The following is a 16,634-nucleotide window of genomic DNA, read 5'->3' as shown; positions in this document are numbered from 1 at the left end:
CTGCTCATTGGCGCCCGATTGTTTTTGTTGTCTGGTGCTGTGTTACAGCGCGGCGATGTAGGCCGGGGGGGCATGCAGGTCGCAATTACGCCCGGCCTTGGCCACCTGGCCGGGCAGTTCGTGACCCAACAGGGCCGGCAAGCGACGGGACATGTGCAGCAGGTGCGGCAGGTCGATACCGGTGTAAATCCCGACCTCCTCGCACAGGTTGACCAAATCTTCAGTGCAGATGTTGCCCGACGCCCCCGGCGCAAACGGGCAACCGCCCAACCCACCGAGCGCTGCGTCAAAACGACGGGCGCCGGCCTCATAAGCCGCCAGCACGTTGCACAGACCCAGGCCACGAGTGTTGTGGAAATGCAGGGTCAGATCGCGGGCGGACACGCGCTGCAACACGCGCTTGACCAGGCGCTCGACCTGTCGCGGGTTGGCCATGCCGGTGGTGTCGGCCAGGCTGATACCGGTGATTCCAAGCGCTTGGTACGCCTCGACAATCTGCAGCACGCGGTCTTCAGCGATCTTGCCCTCGAACGGGCAACCGAAGGTGGTGGCGATACTGCCGTTGAGCCTTACCGGGTGGTCGGCGGCAAAGCGTGTGATATCGCCAAACGCCGCCAACGACGCCTCGCAGCGCATGCGCATATTGGCCAGGTTGTGGGTCTGGCTGGCGGACATCACCAGGTTCAACTCATCAGCGCGGGACTCGATGGCACGCTGGGCGCCCTTGAGGTTGGGGATCAGCGCCACATAGATCACACCCGGCTTGCGCTCGATGCCCTGGAACACTTGCTCGCCATCGCGCAATGCCGGGATGGCCTTGGGCGAGACGAACGAGCCTGCTTCGATCCGCGAGAAACCGGCCTGGGAAAGCTGGTCGATCAAGGCGATCTTATCCGTCGTTTCGACCCAGGTCGGCTCGATTTGCAGGCCATCGCGCGGGGACACTTCCTGCACGATCAGCGGGTCTGAATAGTCTGTGATCATTGCACCACCCCCGAGGTTTTCAGGCGTTGGATATCCGCGCCGGCCAGGCCCAGGCTGCCGAGAATTTCGTCGGTGTGTTGCCCCAGGGACGGACCCTGCCAGTTCACGCCGCCGGGGGTTTCCGAGAGTTTGGGCACGATGCCGGGCATCTTCACCGACACACCGCCCGGCAGCTCGGCATTGAGCAACATGTCACGCGCCTGGTAGTGCGGGTCGCTGACGATATCGGCCACGGAGTAGATACGCCCGGCGGGCACTTCAGCCGCTTCCAGGGCGCTAAGCACCTGCTCGATGGGCAGGCTGCTGGTCCAGTGCGTAATCGCAGCGTCGAGCAACCCGCTCTTGGCGGCGCGGCCATCGTTATGGGCAAACTCGGGTGCTTCGGCCAGGTCGGTGCGACCAATGGTGGTCATCAGGCGCTTGTAGATCGGGTCGCTGTTGCCGGCGATCACCACATAGGCGCCGTCGGCCGTCAGGTAGGTATTGGAGGGCGCAATGCCAGGCAAGGCGCCGCCGCTGCGTTCACGCACATGGCCGAGCATGTCGTATTCCGGCACCAGGCTTTCCATCAGGTTGAACACGCTTTCGGCCAACGACACATCGACAATCTGCCCGTCGCCCTGCCCCGTCTTGACCCGCAGCAGCGACATCAGTGCGCCGATCACGCCGTGCAGCGACGCCAGGGAATCCCCCAGGCTCACGCCGACCCGCGCCGGCGGCGAGTCCGGGTTGCCGGTGGTGTAGCGGATGCCGCCCATCGCCTCGCCGATGGCACCGAAGCCGGGGCGGTCGCGATACGGGCCGGTCTGACCGTAGCCCGAGATGCGCACCAGCGTCAGCTTGGGGTTGAGGGCGTGCAACACGTCCCAGCCGAGGCCGAGTTTTTCCAGGCCGCCGGGGCGCAGGTTTTCGATCAGTACGTCGGCGTCACCGAGCAATTGCTTGATCAGGTCCAGGCCTTCCGGCGACTTGAGGTCCAGCGCCAAGGACTTCTTGTTACGCGATTGCAGGTACCACCACAGTGACGTGCCTTCGTGCAGCTTTCGCCATTTGCGAAGTGGGTCGCCCTGCCCCATGGCTTCGATCTTGATCACCTCGGCGCCAAACTCGGCCATCAGCCGGGCGGCGAACGGCGCGGCAATCAGGGTGCCGATCTCGATCACCTTGATACCGCTCAGGGGAGCCGTCATGGGGTGTACCTCTTGTTTTTGGAATGTGCTGCCAAGACTAGAGGGGCGGCGCAGGAGAAATCCAACCGTCAGTTGGCAAGGAGCGTTCGCTAAACGCGAACACTCAAATAATCGAACAGTAACCGGCTCACGGGTGACAACTGCGCCTCGTCGCGCACCACCAGAATCAGGCTGCGATCCGACCAGTCATCCGTCAGCGGCACGGCATGCAAACCCAGTGCGCGGCCGAACAATTCATAGGCCTTCTGCGGAAGGACACCGATGCCCATATTCGCCTGGACCATCCGGCACATCGCATCAAACCCGGGCACATGAATGCGCAGGCGCAGCATCTTGCCCGCCTCACGCGCGGCGGCGTGGGTGCGCATATTGATAGAGCTGGCGGCGTGCAGGCCGACGTAATCGCTGTCGAGGGTTTCGGCGAAGGCCAGGCTTTCGCGGGAGGCCAACGAATGATCCTTCGGCATCAACACCACCAGTTTGTCGTGGCGATAAGTCACGCTGGGCAGGCCTTTGGTGTCGGTGTCGCTGGAGCAGATCCCCAGGTCCGCCACGCCATCCAGCACGCCTTGCACAACACCATTGCTGGGACGCTCTTCGAGGTCGGTTTTCACTTCGGGGTGCAATTCAGAAAAGTCCCGTAGGTCTTCCGGAAGGAACTGAATGATCGCCGACAGATTGGCCAGCATCCGCACATAACCGCGCACACCGTGACTATGCTCGCCCAGTTCCAGGCCCATCTTCTCGACGTTGAACAGCATCTGTCGCGCATGGTGCAACAGGGTTTCGCCAGCCGCCGTCAAGTCCATGCCCTTGGCACGCCGCACGAACAGACTGACGCCCAGCACCTGCTCCAACTCCATTAAGCGCTTGCTGGCAGCCGACACGGCAATGGCTTCACGGTTGGCGGCACGGGTCAGCGTGCCTTCCTCAAACACCGCAACGAACAGCTGCAATGTGATCAGGTCCAGCCGACGTACCAGGCTCTTGTGCAGCATCAGCGACGCTCGCTGGCCAGCCGATTGATCTCGGCCTGTTCCACCACCGGCTGCGGCGCGCCATGACTGGCCGCCTGCAACATGGCCCGCCCCACCGTCTCGGTACTCACCACCCAACCCGGTTTCAGCCGACGCGCCAACGACAGCAACGGCCCGAGCACGGAATAGAACGACTGGTACAACGGCGTCTTCGACCGCACGCCATGCAACGGCTGGATCACCCCCGGCCGAAACAGATACACCGCCTTGAACGGCAGGCGCAGCAAGGCGTTCTCGGTCTTGCCCTTGACCCGCGCCCACATCGACTTGCCCGCCTCGGAACTGTCGGTCCCGGCGCCGGACACGTAGATAAAGGTCATCTGCGGATTGAGCCGCGCCAGCGTGCTGGCGGCGACCAGTGTCAGGTCATAGGTGAGGTGGGTGTATTTGGTTTCATTCATCCCCGCCGATGAGACACCGAGGCAGAAGAAGCACGCATCAAACCCTTGCAACAGGTTCTCCAAGGGCTGGAAATCCAGCATGTCACCGTGCAACACCTGGTGCAGCTTGCCGTGCTCTTGGGTCAAGGCCGTGCGGCCGACGGCGACGACTTCCTGAACGTCAGCGGCCAACAGGCACTCGCGCAGGACACCCTGGCCGACCATGCCGGTGGCGCCGAATAACAGAACTCTCATGGGTTGGTTCCTTGGTTACAAACGATTAGCCGCACGTTAGAGACAAACACACTATCAGCTTGTAGTTTACCGCTGAAAAAGGAAAAGCCTGCCCTTGAACAATACCACCACCCTCGCCCTGGCCTGCAGCGCCGCCTTCCTCGCCCAAGTCGGCATCAGCAGCTACCTGCCCGCCGTCCCCGCCATCGCCCGCGCCCTCTCGGCGGCTGAAGACCACGTCGCGCTAGCCCTGGCGATCTACCTGGTCGGCATGGCGTTGCCGATGTTGCTGTGGGGCAGCCTGGGCGAGCGTTTTGGGCGTAAGCCTGTGCTGTTGGCGGCGCTTGCCGTGTACGCGTTGGCGAGTGCGGCGATCCCCTCGGCATTCAACGTTGAAGCCTTCCTGTCATTGCGGCTGATTCAAGGGTTGGGCGCGGGCGGCGTTTCGGTGATGGCGCGGGTGTTGGTGCGCGACAGTTTCAGCGGTGCATTGCTGGCAAAAGGGTTGTCGTGGCTGGGCATGACGTTCGTGATCGCTTTGGGCATCGGTCAATTCGTTGGGTCGTTGTTGCAGGTGATCTTCGGCTGGGAGGCGATCTTCTACGGGTTGGCGATTGGCGCGGTCATGTTGATGCTGGTGTTGCAGCGAGTGATGTTCCCGGCACGGGTGAAAGCCGACGCTTGTGCATCCGCCTGGCGCATTTACGCCACGATCGTGCGGCATCCGCCGTTTCTGCATGCAGCCTTGGCCGGTGGCCTGGGTTATGGAGTAATCATCGCCTTCAACACCTGCGCACCGTTGATTCTGCAAGGACGTTTCGAGTGGAGCGCGGCGCAATATGGCTGGCTGGGTTGGCCAATCAGCGCGGCGTATCTGGCGGGGGCATTGATGGTCAACCGCTTCGTGGCTCGCACGGGGCGGCTGAAGATGATGGGCTGGGGTGTGACCCTGGTGCTGACGGGGACGGCCGTGATGCTGCTGGGCAGTGTGTTTGCTGGCGGGCTCGCCATCCTGCTGTGGCTACCGTATTGCGTGGCCGTACTGGGGCAGTCGATGAGTTACCCGATCAGTTTATCCGTGGCCAACGATGAATCGCCGGTGAACGGCTCCTATGCCATGGCCTTGAGCGGCTTTATGCATCAGTTGATGGCCGCATTGATCGGCGGCATGGCGAGCCTGCTGGTGAGTCCGCAGGCGTGGCCGTTAGCAGCTTTATGTGTGGCGTTGGCAGGCGCCGCATCAATGTGCGTCGCCCGCTGCCGGTCGGATCAAAACGCGCTGCGAAAGATCTCCTCGATCTGACGCTGATCCGCCCGCCGTGGGTTGGTCAAACCACACGCATCTTTGAGCGCATTGGTCGCCAGCAAGGGAATGTCCTGCAACTTGGCGCCCAGCTCCCGCAATCCGGCAGGAATTTCAACGTCATGGGCCAGGCTGCGAATGGCGGCGATGGCGGCTTGGGCGCCCTCTTCGTCGGTGACGCCCTTGATGTCGGCACCCAACGCACGGCCCACGTCGCTCAAGCGTTTGGCGCTGACGCTGGCGTTGAAGCTTTGCACATGGGGCAGCAACACCGCGTTGCACACACCGTGCGGCAGGTCGTAGAAACCGCCCAACTGGTGGGCCATGGCGTGCACGAAACCCAGCGACGCATTGTTGAAGGCCATGCCGGCAAGGAACTGCGCATACGCCATGTTTTCCCGCGCGACCTTGTCGCTACCGTCGCGTACCGCCAGGCGCAGGTTGGCGCTGATCAGTTCAATGGCCTTGATGGCGCAGGCGTCGGTGATCGGTGTGGCGGCGGTGGACACATAGGCTTCGATGGCATGGGTCAGTGCATCCATGCCGGTGGCGGCGGTGAGGCCCTTGGGCATGCCGACCATCAAGCTTGGGTCGTTGACCGACAGCAACGGCGTGACGTTGCGGTCGACGATGGCCATTTTCACGTGGCGGGTTTCGTCGGTGATGATGCAGAAGCGGGTCATCTCACTGGCGGTGCCGGCGGTGGTGTTGATGGCCACCAGTGGCAGCTGTGGCTTGCTGGACAGGTCGACGCCTTCGTAGTCGCCGATATGCCCGCCGTTGGTAGCGCACAGGGCGATGCCCTTGGCGCAGTCATGGGGCGAGCCGCCGCCCAGGGAGACCACAAAATCGCACTCGCTCTGTTGCAACAACGCCAGGCCTTTTTCGACGTTGTCCACATTGGGGTTGGGCTTGGCGCCGTCGTAGATCACCGAGTCGATGTCCTGCATCGCCAGTTTCTCGGCGATCATGCTGGCCACACCGGCCTTGGCCAGGCCCGCGTCGGTGACGATCAACGCTTTGCGAAAGCCATAGTTGCGGATGGCGATCATGGCTTCGTCGAGGCAGTCGGTGCCCATGATGTTAACGGCGGGGATGAAGAAGGTGCTGCTCATGGCGAATCCTCGGATGACGTTTATGCCTACAGCATCCACCTCACTTGCCTGCGGCATCTTGATCAGGATCAACGCCAACCCGTGATAAAGTCACCGTCCAGCCGATTTCGAGTAGACCCGCCGCAATGAAGGATTTCCAGGATATTGACGCCCACCTTGAAGACTGGAGCGCACTGCGCGCGACCCTCGACTTCAGCGGGATTCTGATCGGCAACGGCGCAAGCCGCACGATTTGGGAAGACTTCGCCTACGACTCGCTGTTCGAAAACGCCCGCACCGTCGAAGAGAAACCCCTGAGCCAATCCGAACTCAGCGTGTTCGACGCCCTGCAGACCCGCAGTTTCGAGCAGGCCCTGGGCGCGTTGAAGACCACCAGCCGGGTCAACAAGGCCTTGGCGGTCAGCTCGGCGGCACCGCGCAATCGCTACTACGCGATCAAGGAAGCGTTGATCAACACTATCCACACCGTGCATATCCCATGGCGCCTGGTGCAACCGTCGACGCTGGCGACGATCAACAGCGAGCTGGCGAACTACCCCACGGTGTTTACCACCAATTACGACCTGCTGAACTACTGGGCGATCCTGCATGCCCCCGGCATCGACGACTTATTCCGCAGCGCCGACGCCAGCTTCGATCTGCGCAATACGCGTACCGACACCACGCGCATTTTGTACTTGCACGGGGGCCTGCACCTGGTGCGCAACCTGGATGGCACCGCGCGCAAATTGCCGACCACCGACAGTACCTTGCTCAGTAGTTTTGCGATCAATAACACCCTCAAGACCCTGGATGACGTGCCGCTGTTTGTCAGCGAGGGCAAGGTGGAAGAAAAGCTCAAGACCATCCGCAGTTCGGATTACCTGTCGTTCTGTTATGAGCAGTTGCTGAGTCATGAAGGTGCGCTGTGCGTCTTCGGCCATGATTTGGGGGCGCAGGACAAGCATCTGGTGGACGCGATTCGCCAGGCCAACGTGACGACGCTGGCGATCTCGGTGTCGGGGCGCACTGACGGGTTTATTCGTCAGCAGAAGCGGCGGTATTCGGAGTTGTTTGATGGCTCTGGGGTGGAGCTGAAATTTTTTGCGGGGCGGACGCATCCATTGGGCAATCCGGCACTGTCAGTCCCCGTCGAACGCTGATCAACAGTGTGGGAGCGGGCTTGCTCGCTCCCACATTGGACTGCATTTCAACCCGGCATCGTGGTCAGTCTTCGGTACTGTGCACCACGACCAGCAACTGCGCCTGCACCGGCCCCACCGAGCGCAACCGATGAGGCTTCTGCGCATTGAAGTGCAGCGCGTCGCCACGCTCCAGGATCACCCGTTCGTTCATGAAATCCACCTCCACCTGGCCTTCATGCACGAACAGAAACTCTTCCCCCACGTGCTCCTTGAAGGTCTTGTCGGTGAACTCCGCCGGCGGGTAGATGATGAACGGCAGCAGGCTGCGCTCGCTGACCTGATGGGCCAGCACGGCGTAACCCGGTGAGGTGTCCGGACGCTCATGGCTGCGCACCAGGCTGTAGCTGTCGAGGCTCACGCTGTCTTCGCTGAACAGCTCTTCGACCTTCACGTTCAACGCCTTGGCCAGTTTCAACGCGGCGGCAATCGACGGCGTGTTGAGCCCGCGCTCGACCTTGGACAGGTAGCTCTTGGTCATGCCGGACTTTTCAGCCAGCGCTTCCAAGGTCACGCCAAGTTTTTTTCTCAATAATTTCAAACGGATAGACATGCGCTGCGATTAATCCATGCAGTAAGCGATGAGCTGTGCTTGCCAATGACACAATGTGTCATATAGCATCTTTAGTGTCATTTGCGTTCACCCAACGACCTTGCGAGCAGCGGGAGACAGCAAACCAAGACGTCCATTGAACCCCCCAAAGGACACCGATATGGCCAAGACATTAGCACTCCCGAAAGACCAGCTGGTCAAGCAAGCGCTGATCCAGATGCAAAACACCCTCGCGGATAATACGTGGACCGACCGGCAAAAGCTGGCGCTGACGTGTCGCATCCTGTTCGAGAACGGCCACGACTCCGGCTTGGCCGGGCAGATCACCGCGCGCGGGCCGCAACCGGGCACCTATTACACTCAGCCACTGGGTTTGGGGTTTGATGAGATCACCGCCAGCAACCTGCTGTTGGTGAATGAAGACCTTGAAGTCCTGGAGGGCCACGGCATCCCCAACCCGGCCAACCGTTTCCACAGTTGGGTGTACCGTGGCCGGCCGGATGTGAAGTGCATCATCCACACTCACCCCACGCACATCGCCGCGCTGTCGATGCTGGAAATACCGCTGCAGGTGTCGCACATGGACCTCTGCCCGCTCTATGAAGACTGCGCATTTCTGGAGGCCTGGCCGGGTGTACCGGTGGGCAATGAAGAGGGCGAAATCATCACCACGGCACTGGGTGACAAGCGCGCGATCCTGCTCTCGCACCACGGCCAGTTGTCCACCGGGACGAGCATCGAGGAAGCCTGCGTGATCGCGCAATTGATCGAGCGCGCAGCCAAGTTGCAGTTGCTGGCGATGGCGGCCGGCACCATCAAGCCGATCCTGCCGGAGCTGGGGCGCGAGGCCCATGACTGGATCTCCCGGCCCAAGCGCCATGGCGCCGCATTCAATTACTACGCCCGGCAGAACCTGCGCCAACACGCCGATTGCCTGAACTGATTGCCTTTTTTTACCCGGAGACCGTCCATGTCCAGCCCCACCCTTCACGGCATCATCGGCTACACCATCACGCCGTTCAGCGCCGACGGCCAGCACATTGACCTCAACGCCCTGGGCCGTTCCATTGATCGCCTGATCGCCAGCGGCGTACACGCTATCGCCCCCTTGGGCAGCACCGGCGAGGGTGCCTATTTGAGCGACGCCGAGTGGGATGAAGTCAGCGCCTACAGCCTGGCGAAAATCGCTCGGCGCGTACCGACCATCGTCAGCGTCTCGGACCTGACCACCGCCAAAGCCGTGCGTCGCGCCCGCTACGCCGAAGCCAATGGCGCCGATGTGGTGATGGTGCTGCCGGCGTCTTACTGGAAACTCAGCGAAGCGGAAATCCTCGCCCACTACGCCGCGATTGGCGACAGCATTGGCGTGCCGATCATGCTCTACAACAACCCGGCCACCAGTGGCACCGACATGTCGGTGGACTTGATCCTGCGCATCGTCAAGCAGGTCGCCAACGTGAGCATGGTCAAGGAAAGCACCGGGGATATTCAGCGCATGCACCAATTGCATCGCCAGAGCGATGTGCCGTTCTACAACGGTTGCAACCCGCTGGCGCTGGAGGCCTTCGCGGCGGGTGCAAAGGGCTGGTGCACGGCCGCGCCGAACTTGATCCCGCAGATGAATCTGGATTTGTACGCGGCAGTGTTGGCCAATGACCTGGGCAAGGCGCGCGAACTGTTTTATGCGCAGTTGCCCTTGCTGGAGTTCATCCTCAAGGGCGGGTTGCCAGCGACGATCAAGGCCGGGCTGCGCTTGAGCGGGTTGGAGGTGGGTGACCCTCGTTTGCCGGTGTTCCCATTGGGCGAGGCCGGAGTCGAACAGCTGAAAACATTGCTGCTCTAAAGCCGCGAGCCAATGTGGGAGGGAGCAAGCCCCCTTCCACATTTTAAATCGAGCACATTCTATAAATAGAGACAAATGATAATGATTCTCGATAGAATCCGCGACTTTTCCATGTCGTGCTTCGTCAAGAAGGATATCCATGTCTCGTCCCAAGCCCGACCCGTTGTCGGCCGATGCCTTTCGCGGGTTTTATACAGATATCCTGTATTTCCTGCGCAAACGCACGGACAACGCCAGCGACGCGGCGGACATGACCCAGGATGTCTTTACTCAGTGGCTGGACTACCGCGACCGGGCCAAGGTCGAGCAGCCACGGGCGTTCCTGTTCCAGATGGCGCGCAACCTGCTGCGTGATCACTGGCGCAAACAGAAGGTACGGCAGACCGCCCATCACGATCAGGCCGACATGGACGTGGAGCCTGCCACCGACGAGCAAAACGAGCCCATGGTCGCCGCGCAACGCTTGCAACGCCTGGAACAGTTGAAAGAAGTCCTCGCCGAACTCTCGCCCCGCAGGCGAGAAGCCCTTATGCTGCACCGCTTCGAAGGCCTGAGCCAAACGCAGATCGCCGAGCGCATGGGCATTTCGACCAGCATGGTGGAAAAGCACATCGCGTTTGCCCTGCTGCACTGCAAGCGACGCCTTCAACCCGAACCCGGCACGGAGCAGCCAGAATGAACCGCCTGAGCGATACCGACGCCCTGGACATCGAAGAGAGCGACTCCATCGATGCCCAAGCCGCCAGCTGGTTTGCCCGCAACCGCAATGACACGGGGCGTGCCGACCGCAAAGCCTTCGCCGCCTGGCAAGCCGAGCCCGCCCATGCCCGCGCCTATGCCGAATTCGAGCAGCTGTGGGCAGACCTGGCCCAGTTGCAGCAACTGAACAAACCGGTGGCGCTGGGCAAGCGCAAACCGTCGGTCTGGCGCCCCGCCGTGGCCGTGGCCGCCGCCTTGCTGTGCGCGGTGTTGGCCACCCCTATTGGCGCGCCCCGCGAGCTGTATCACACTCACGTCGCGGGCCACGCCAAAGGCATGCGCACGCTGGAACTGCCCGATGGCAGCACCTTGTATGTGAATGCCAACACCCGCGTGCGGGTGGATTTCACGGCGTACCAGCGCATCGTGCACCTGGAAAAGGGCCAGGTGTACATCGACGTGGCCGCCGATAAGGAACGGCCACTCTTCGTGCAGGCGGGCGAAGCCAATGTGCGCGTGGTGGGCACCGGCTTCGATGTGCGGCGCAGCCAGCAGCAACTGGTGGTCAGCGTCGCCCATGGCCAGGTCGCCTTCGCGCCTGACGCGAAAAGCCCCGTCAGCCTGCTGGGTGCACAGCAACGCGCCCTCTACAGCTACGCCAAAGGCACGTTGCAACAGCAAACCCTCCCCGCAGAGGAAGTCGCTGACTGGCGCAGCGGGCACTTGTCGTTTCGCAACCGCGAACTGGCTAGCCTGATCGATGAGTTGAGCCTGTATCGCCCCCAGGCACCGCTGCAGGTGAGTAACGCCGTGGCGCACCTGAAGGTGTCGGGCAATCTGGATGTAAACGACCCCGACGCCCTGCTCAATGCCCTGCCCGCGCTGCTACCGGTAAAAACCGTGGCGTCGGCCGATGGCATCGTACACATCGAACCGAGCAAATAATCCCTAAAGACACGTACTTGAGAATATTTTGCATTCGCAGGTGTGGATTTTTTCACCTGCCCCGTCTTCCTCCGGTCTGCACCTGATACGCACATCTTTTTGGCCATTTGGCCGCACCGGGGGATTTCATGTTTCGCGCGCCTTGCCACGCTTCGCTTCTGCTTCTTCGACCGACCCTCATCGCCACCTGCCTGGCGTTCAGCCTCAGTGCCCAGGCCGAGACATTCCAACTACCCGCCCAGGCGCTGGCCACGTCCCTGAGCCAAGTGGCGCAGCAGGCACAGATCCAGCTGCTGTTCGATGAAGCGCTGCTCAAGAACGTGCAAGCGCCGGCGCTCAACGGTGATTTCACGCCGGAAGTGGCGATTCGTACCCTGCTGAAAAACGGCGAATTCACCCTGATCAAGATCGGCAGCACCTACGTGGTAAGGCCCGAAGAGGCGAAAACCACCCAGAGCGGCGCGATCCAGCTGGATGCACTGAGCGTGATCGGCACCGGTAACGAGGTCGACTCCAGCACCGTCGGCCGCTCCACCCTGAGCCAGGCGGATATCGACCGCTACCAGCCCGATAACATTCCTTCGCTGTTGCAGACCCTGCCCGGCGTGTTCATGGGCGGCTCGCCCAAGCCCGGCGGACAGACCATCAACATTCGCGGCATGGCCGAGGCCGAAGACGTGCCGATGACCGTGGACGGTGCGGCCAAGAGCGGCTTCGAGCGCTACCAGCAAGGCACGGTGTTCATCGAGCCCGAATTGATCAAAAGCATTGAGGTGGAGAAAGGCCCCTACTCACCGTTCACCGGTAATGGCGGTTTCGGCGGCACGGTGAACATGACCACCAAAGATGCCGCAGACCTGCTCAAGGATGGGCGTAATGTCGGCGCGATGACCAAATACACCTACTCCAGCAACACCCACGAGCAGGTCTACAGCGGCGCCGTCTATGGCCGCACCGACGACGGGCGCATGGATGGCCTGGTGTACCTGACCAAGCGCGATGGCGACGACCTCAAACTCGCCGCCACACCGCCCGACCCTCGCAATAGTTATCCGATCAACCCCAAGCGCCTGCCCAACAGCGCGCAGGATGTGGAGGGTAAATTGTTCAAATTCAACGCGCACTTCACCGATGAGCACAGCATAGGGTTGTCTTACTCGCGCGCCCTGAGCGAACGGATGACACCGTTTTCGGCCAAATCCTACCCCTCACCGCCGACGCAAGCGGCCATCAATCTGTATGGCTATGAAAACGCCGTGAAACGCTTTCTGGCGGATCGCGAGACCGTGGACACCACCTGGTCAGGCAAATACCAATACCAGCCGCTGGATAACCCGCTCGTCGACTTGAAGCTCAGCTACTCGGAATCCAATACGGACCAGACCGACGAGCGCGCCGCAAACGCGGTCATCAGCCTGACCAGCGGTGGACGCAAGATGGATACGTCCTACACCGACCGCATCCTTGAGCTGCGCAACATCAGCCTGTTCACCACCGGCCCGCTGGAACACGCGGTGACGACCGGCGTGCAATTGCACAAGCACAAGCGCGAAACCGACAGCTGGATGCCCGTCGCGCCGTACAACACCGCCCAGTACAACTACGGGCATTTCCAGCCGTACTTCATGCCACGCGGCAAAGTCGACACCAACGCGTTTTATCTGCAGGACGCCGTGACAATCGGCGACGTGACCATCACGCCCTCGCTGCGCTATGACCATGTGCGCAACCGGGGTGAAGCCAACGACGCGCCGTACTACAGCAACCCGAACCCGATTTACGGGCACGACTACAGCGACCGCACCTACACCGGCTGGTCGCCGCGTCTGGCGGCGTTCTGGAATGTCACCCCGGATGTGGCGCTGTTCGCCAGTTGGAACCGCACATGGCGCGCGCCGGTGATCGACGAACTGTATGAGCTCCAGGGCGCCAACAGCACACGCACCGCTACCAGCCAGAACCTCGACCCGGAGCGCATCACCGCGATGACTGCCGGTAACGTCACTCACTTTTCCGACGTATTCACTCGCGGCGACAACTTGCAGTTGCGCACCACGCTGTTCCACAACCGCATCGAGGACGAGATTTTCAAGAACACCGGTATCGGCTGTGAGCGGCAAATGACCGTGGTCGGCTCAGTCGGCGCCCTGTGCACCGACATGGCGTCCAAGACCAACTATCGCAACATTGGCGGCATGACCATCAAAGGGGTGGAGCTGGAAAGCTACTACGACTCGACATATGTATTCGGCTCCCTGACTTACTCCTGGGCTACAGGCAAACGCGACAATCCCTACACCAATCCGTGGGCGACCAACCTTCACGTGTGGGCCCGGGATATTCCGCCGGCCAAATGGGTCGTGGTGCTGGGCACCAAGATTCCGAGCTGGGACGCACAGGTTGGCTGGCAGGGTCAGTTCGTGCGCAAGACCGATCGCGTGCCCAGCGATATCTACGCGCGCGGCATCAACTCGACAGTGGGCGACGACGTTTACGACCATTACGAGAACGCCAGCTATGACACCCAAGGCCTGTTCGCCAACTGGAAACCGCAGCAGGCAGGACTTAAAGGTACCGAGATCAACTTCACCGTCGACAACCTGTTCAACCGCAACTACCGGCCGGCACTCAGCGGCGCCGGTGTGTACAGCCAAGGCCGCAACGCCAAGATCAGCATCACCCGCTTCTTCTGAAGACCGGCACGGTCAATGTGGGAGTCGGGCTTGCCCGCGATGCAGGCGACGCGGTGGTCAACTGTACGGATAAATCCGTACTCAGCTGTAGGCCCGCACTCTGCGGGGGATGTGGCTAGATGGGCTTCCCTTGAAGCCCTCTGGATTTCGGATCCCGCCCATGAGCTCGCGCGAAAACACCGGCATGGCCCTCGGCCTGCTGGGCGTCATCATCTTCAGCCTGACCCTGCCCTTCACCCGCATCGTGGTGCAGGAAATCCACCCGTTGCTCAACGGCCTGGGCCGTGCGTTGTTCGCGGCGATTCCGGCGGCGGCGCTGTTGCTGTGGCGCCGCGAGCGCTGGCCCACCTGGCGCCAGGTGCGCGGGCTGTGCCTGGTGATCGCCGGCGTCATTCTCGGCTTTCCGGTGCTGTCGGCCTGGGCCATGCAAACCTTGCCGGCGTCCCACGGCGCGCTGGTCAACGGCCTGCAACCGCTGTGCGTGGCACTGTACGCGGCGTGGCTGTCCCACGAGCGGCCATCAAAAGCCTTCTGGGCCTGTGCCGCGCTGGGCAGTGCGTTGGTGTTGAGTTATGCGCTGATCACCGGGGCCGGCAGTATCCAAGCCGGTGACCTGCTGATGCTGGGTGCGATCGCTGTCGGTGGCCTGGGGTATGCCGAAGGTGGCCGGTTGGCCAAGGAGATGGGCGGCTGGCAGGTGATCTGCTGGGCGCTGGTGCTGTCGACACCAGTGTTGTTCGGCCCGGTGTGGTACCTGGCGGCGCAGCATCAAGGCGCGGTGTCGATGCGCGCGTGGTGGGCGTTTGGCTATGTCTCGTTGTTCTCGCAGTTCCTCGGGTTCTTTGCCTGGTACGCCGGGTTGGCCATGGGCGGCATCGCGCGGGTCAGCCAGATCCAGCTGTTGCAGATCTTCTTCACCATCGCGTTTTCGGCGTTGTTCTTTGGTGAACATATCGAGCCGATCACCTGGGTGTTTGCGTGCGGGGTGATCGTGACGGTGATGCTGGGGCGCAAGACGGCGGTGCAGCCTGCACCAGCCACCAAGCCCGGCACAGTCTAATTGTGGGAGGGACCTGCTCCCTCCCACAGGGGTTCGGTGCTCAGTTCAGGTAACCCTCCGCACGCAGCAAGGTTTCCAGGCAGTGTTCGGTGATGTGGTAGAACGCCTTCAACTCCTGGATTTTCTCCAGCAGTTGAGCATTGTCCACCGGCTCGGCGCGCTTCACGGCAAGGATCATCTTGTTCTTGTTGGTGTGCTCCAACGAGATGAACTCGAACACCTTGGTCTCATAGCCACAGGCTTCAAGGAACAACGCACGCAGACTGTCGGTGACCATTTCCGCCTGCTGGCCCAGGTGCAGGCCGTATTGCAGCATGGGCTTGAGCAGCACTGGGCTCTGGATCTGCAGGCGGATCTGCTTGTGGCAGCACGGCGAGCACATGATGATCGACGCGCCGGAGCGAATGCCGGTGTGGATCGCATAGTCAGTGGCAATGTCGCAGGCATGCAGGGCGATCATCACGTCCAGCTCGCTGGGGGCCACGCTGCGCACATCGCCACATTTGAACACCAGCCCCGGGTGTTCCAGGCGGGCGGCGGCGGTGTTGCACAGGGTCACCATGTCTTCACGCAGCTCGACGCCCGTCACCTCGCCCTCGGCCTTGAGGGTGTTGCGCAGGTAGTCGTGAATCGCAAACGTCAGGTAACCCTTGCCCGAACCGAAGTCGGCGACGCGCACCGGCTGGTCCAGCTTCAACGGTGACGAGGTCAGCGCATGGCTGAACACTTCGATGAACTTGTTGATCTGCTTCCACTTGCGCGACATCGACGGGATCAGCGCCTGCTTGGCGTCGGTCACACCCAGGTCGGCGAGGAACGGCCGGCTCAGGTCAAGGAAGCGGTTCTTCTCGCGGTTATGCTCAGCCGAGGGCGCTTCGCGCAGTTGCTGCGGTTTGCTTTTGAACAGCGAGCTTTTGTTCTTCTTGCTGTACTCCAGCTGGGCTTCGTCGGTCAGCGACAGCAGGTGGGCGTTCTTGAACTGGGCCGGCAGCAGCTCGGCAATCGCCGTCACGCCATCTACCAAAGGAAAGTTCTTGGTGATATCGCGGGTCTTGTAACGGTAGACGAAGGACAGGCACGGCTGCTCCTTGACCGTTACCGGCTTGATGATCAACCGCTGCAACTCAACCTCGTCACCGACGTATTTGGCCAGCACCAGCTTGATAAAGGCATTCTGCGCGAGGCTTGCGCTCAGCAGTTCGATGAACTGGGCATGATGATCCGGTTGAGCAGTGACAGACATGAACAAAAACGCCTCGGGCAGGGAATGCCAGGCATTTTAGGGTGGATCGTGATTCAGGGCACGGGGTTATTTGATCAGCGGTGCTCTGAATGGATGACACAAAACCCAATGTGGGAGGGGGCTTGCCCCCGATGGCGGTGTGTCAGTACTCGATTTATTGGCTGATCCACCGCT

Annotated in this window: 15 protein-coding genes; 8 read left to right on the top strand and 7 right to left on the bottom strand. The window is 61.5% G+C overall.

The features are described 5' to 3' along the window. Positions 1-42: 42 nt before the first annotated feature. The 4 genes from ACI512_RS10990 to ACI512_RS10975 form a co-directional block, all read right to left on the bottom strand. A complete protein-coding gene (locus ACI512_RS10990) occupies positions 43-984 on the bottom strand; it encodes a hydroxymethylglutaryl-CoA lyase (RefSeq protein ID WP_236381327.1) in 942 nt (313 codons plus the stop codon). Further along, the gene (locus tag ACI512_RS10985; RefSeq protein ID WP_093543954.1) at positions 981-2,174 is read right to left on the bottom strand and encodes a CaiB/BaiF CoA-transferase family protein; all 1,194 of its coding nucleotides are present in this window, start codon (positions 2,172-2,174) and stop codon (positions 981-983) included. Before ACI512_RS10985 ends, ACI512_RS10990 begins: the two co-directional genes overlap by 4 nt. Positions 2,175-2,263: 89 nt before the next feature. Beyond that, entirely contained in the window at positions 2,264-3,172 is a 909-nt protein-coding gene (locus tag ACI512_RS10980; protein WP_236381329.1) for a LysR family transcriptional regulator, read from the bottom strand. After that, positions 3,172-3,846: an NAD(P)H-binding protein gene (locus ACI512_RS10975; RefSeq protein ID WP_102061787.1), complete on the bottom strand. Its 675-nt coding sequence runs from the start codon at positions 3,844-3,846 to the stop codon at positions 3,172-3,174. The genes ACI512_RS10980 and ACI512_RS10975 overlap by 1 nt, the downstream gene beginning before the upstream one ends. 94 nt (positions 3,847-3,940) lie before the next feature. On the opposite strand from ACI512_RS10975, the gene ACI512_RS10970 reads away from it, so the two are divergent. Then, positions 3,941-5,128 (top strand): MFS transporter, encoded by a 1,188-nt coding sequence (locus tag ACI512_RS10970; RefSeq protein ID WP_236381331.1) that lies wholly within the window; start codon positions 3,941-3,943, stop codon positions 5,126-5,128. On the opposite strand, the gene yiaY is transcribed toward ACI512_RS10970, so the two are convergent. Beyond that, positions 5,095-6,243, bottom strand: coding sequence for an L-threonine dehydrogenase (gene yiaY, locus ACI512_RS10965; protein WP_236381333.1), 1,149 nt, complete (start codon positions 6,241-6,243; stop codon positions 5,095-5,097). The genes ACI512_RS10970 and yiaY overlap by 34 nt on opposite strands. A 125-nt stretch (positions 6,244-6,368) precedes the next feature. Here yiaY and ACI512_RS10960 point away from each other — a divergent pair, with 125 nt between their 5' ends. Further along, positions 6,369-7,385 carry a DUF4917 family protein gene (locus ACI512_RS10960; RefSeq protein WP_012722714.1) on the top strand — a complete coding sequence of 339 codons (1,017 nt, stop codon included), beginning with the start codon at positions 6,369-6,371 and terminating at the stop codon, positions 7,383-7,385. A 64-nt stretch (positions 7,386-7,449) separates the two neighbouring features. Here the strand turns inward: ACI512_RS10960 and ACI512_RS10955 are convergent, their stop codons facing one another. Beyond that, entirely contained in the window at positions 7,450-7,977 is a 528-nt protein-coding gene (locus ACI512_RS10955; RefSeq protein ID WP_236381334.1) for a helix-turn-helix domain-containing protein, read from the bottom strand. A 160-nt stretch (positions 7,978-8,137) separates the two neighbouring features. Between ACI512_RS10955 and ACI512_RS10950 the strand changes: the two genes are divergently transcribed. The 6 genes from ACI512_RS10950 to ACI512_RS10925 all read left to right on the top strand — a co-directional run bounded on the left by ACI512_RS10950 (position 8,138) and on the right by ACI512_RS10925 (position 15,217). Then, the gene (locus tag ACI512_RS10950) at positions 8,138-8,920 is read left to right on the top strand and encodes an aldolase (RefSeq protein ID WP_236381335.1); all 783 of its coding nucleotides are present in this window, start codon (positions 8,138-8,140) and stop codon (positions 8,918-8,920) included. A 27-nt stretch (positions 8,921-8,947) separates the two neighbouring features. Then, the gene (locus tag ACI512_RS10945) at positions 8,948-9,820 is read left to right on the top strand and encodes a dihydrodipicolinate synthase family protein (protein WP_236381336.1); all 873 of its coding nucleotides are present in this window, start codon (positions 8,948-8,950) and stop codon (positions 9,818-9,820) included. A 139-nt stretch (positions 9,821-9,959) separates the two neighbouring features. Further along, positions 9,960-10,499 carry an RNA polymerase sigma factor gene (locus tag ACI512_RS10940; protein ID WP_236381337.1) on the top strand — a complete coding sequence of 180 codons (540 nt, stop codon included), beginning with the start codon at positions 9,960-9,962 and terminating at the stop codon, positions 10,497-10,499. Further along, positions 10,496-11,464, top strand: coding sequence for a FecR domain-containing protein (locus tag ACI512_RS10935; protein WP_236381338.1), 969 nt, complete (start codon positions 10,496-10,498; stop codon positions 11,462-11,464). The genes ACI512_RS10940 and ACI512_RS10935 overlap by 4 nt, the downstream gene beginning before the upstream one ends. Before the next feature lie 128 nt (positions 11,465-11,592). Then, the gene (locus ACI512_RS10930; protein ID WP_236381339.1) at positions 11,593-14,157 is read left to right on the top strand and encodes a TonB-dependent receptor; all 2,565 of its coding nucleotides are present in this window, start codon (positions 11,593-11,595) and stop codon (positions 14,155-14,157) included. Between the two features lie 160 nt (positions 14,158-14,317). Beyond that, on the top strand, positions 14,318-15,217 hold the full coding sequence (locus tag ACI512_RS10925) for a DMT family transporter (protein WP_236381341.1): 900 nt from the start codon (positions 14,318-14,320) through the stop codon (positions 15,215-15,217). Positions 15,218-15,257: 40 nt separating this feature from the next. On the opposite strand, the gene ACI512_RS10920 is transcribed toward ACI512_RS10925, so the two are convergent. Continuing rightward, on the bottom strand, positions 15,258-16,460 hold the full coding sequence (locus ACI512_RS10920; protein ID WP_236381342.1) for an SAM-dependent methyltransferase: 1,203 nt from the start codon (positions 16,458-16,460) through the stop codon (positions 15,258-15,260). Positions 16,461-16,634: the final 174 nt, after the last annotated feature.

Origin of the sequence: Pseudomonas petroselini (genome assembly GCF_045037875.1) — a bacterium.
GTDB lineage: Bacteria > Pseudomonadota > Gammaproteobacteria > Pseudomonadales > Pseudomonadaceae > Aquipseudomonas > Aquipseudomonas petroselini.
This window is presented reverse-complemented; position numbering and strand designations above follow the sequence as displayed.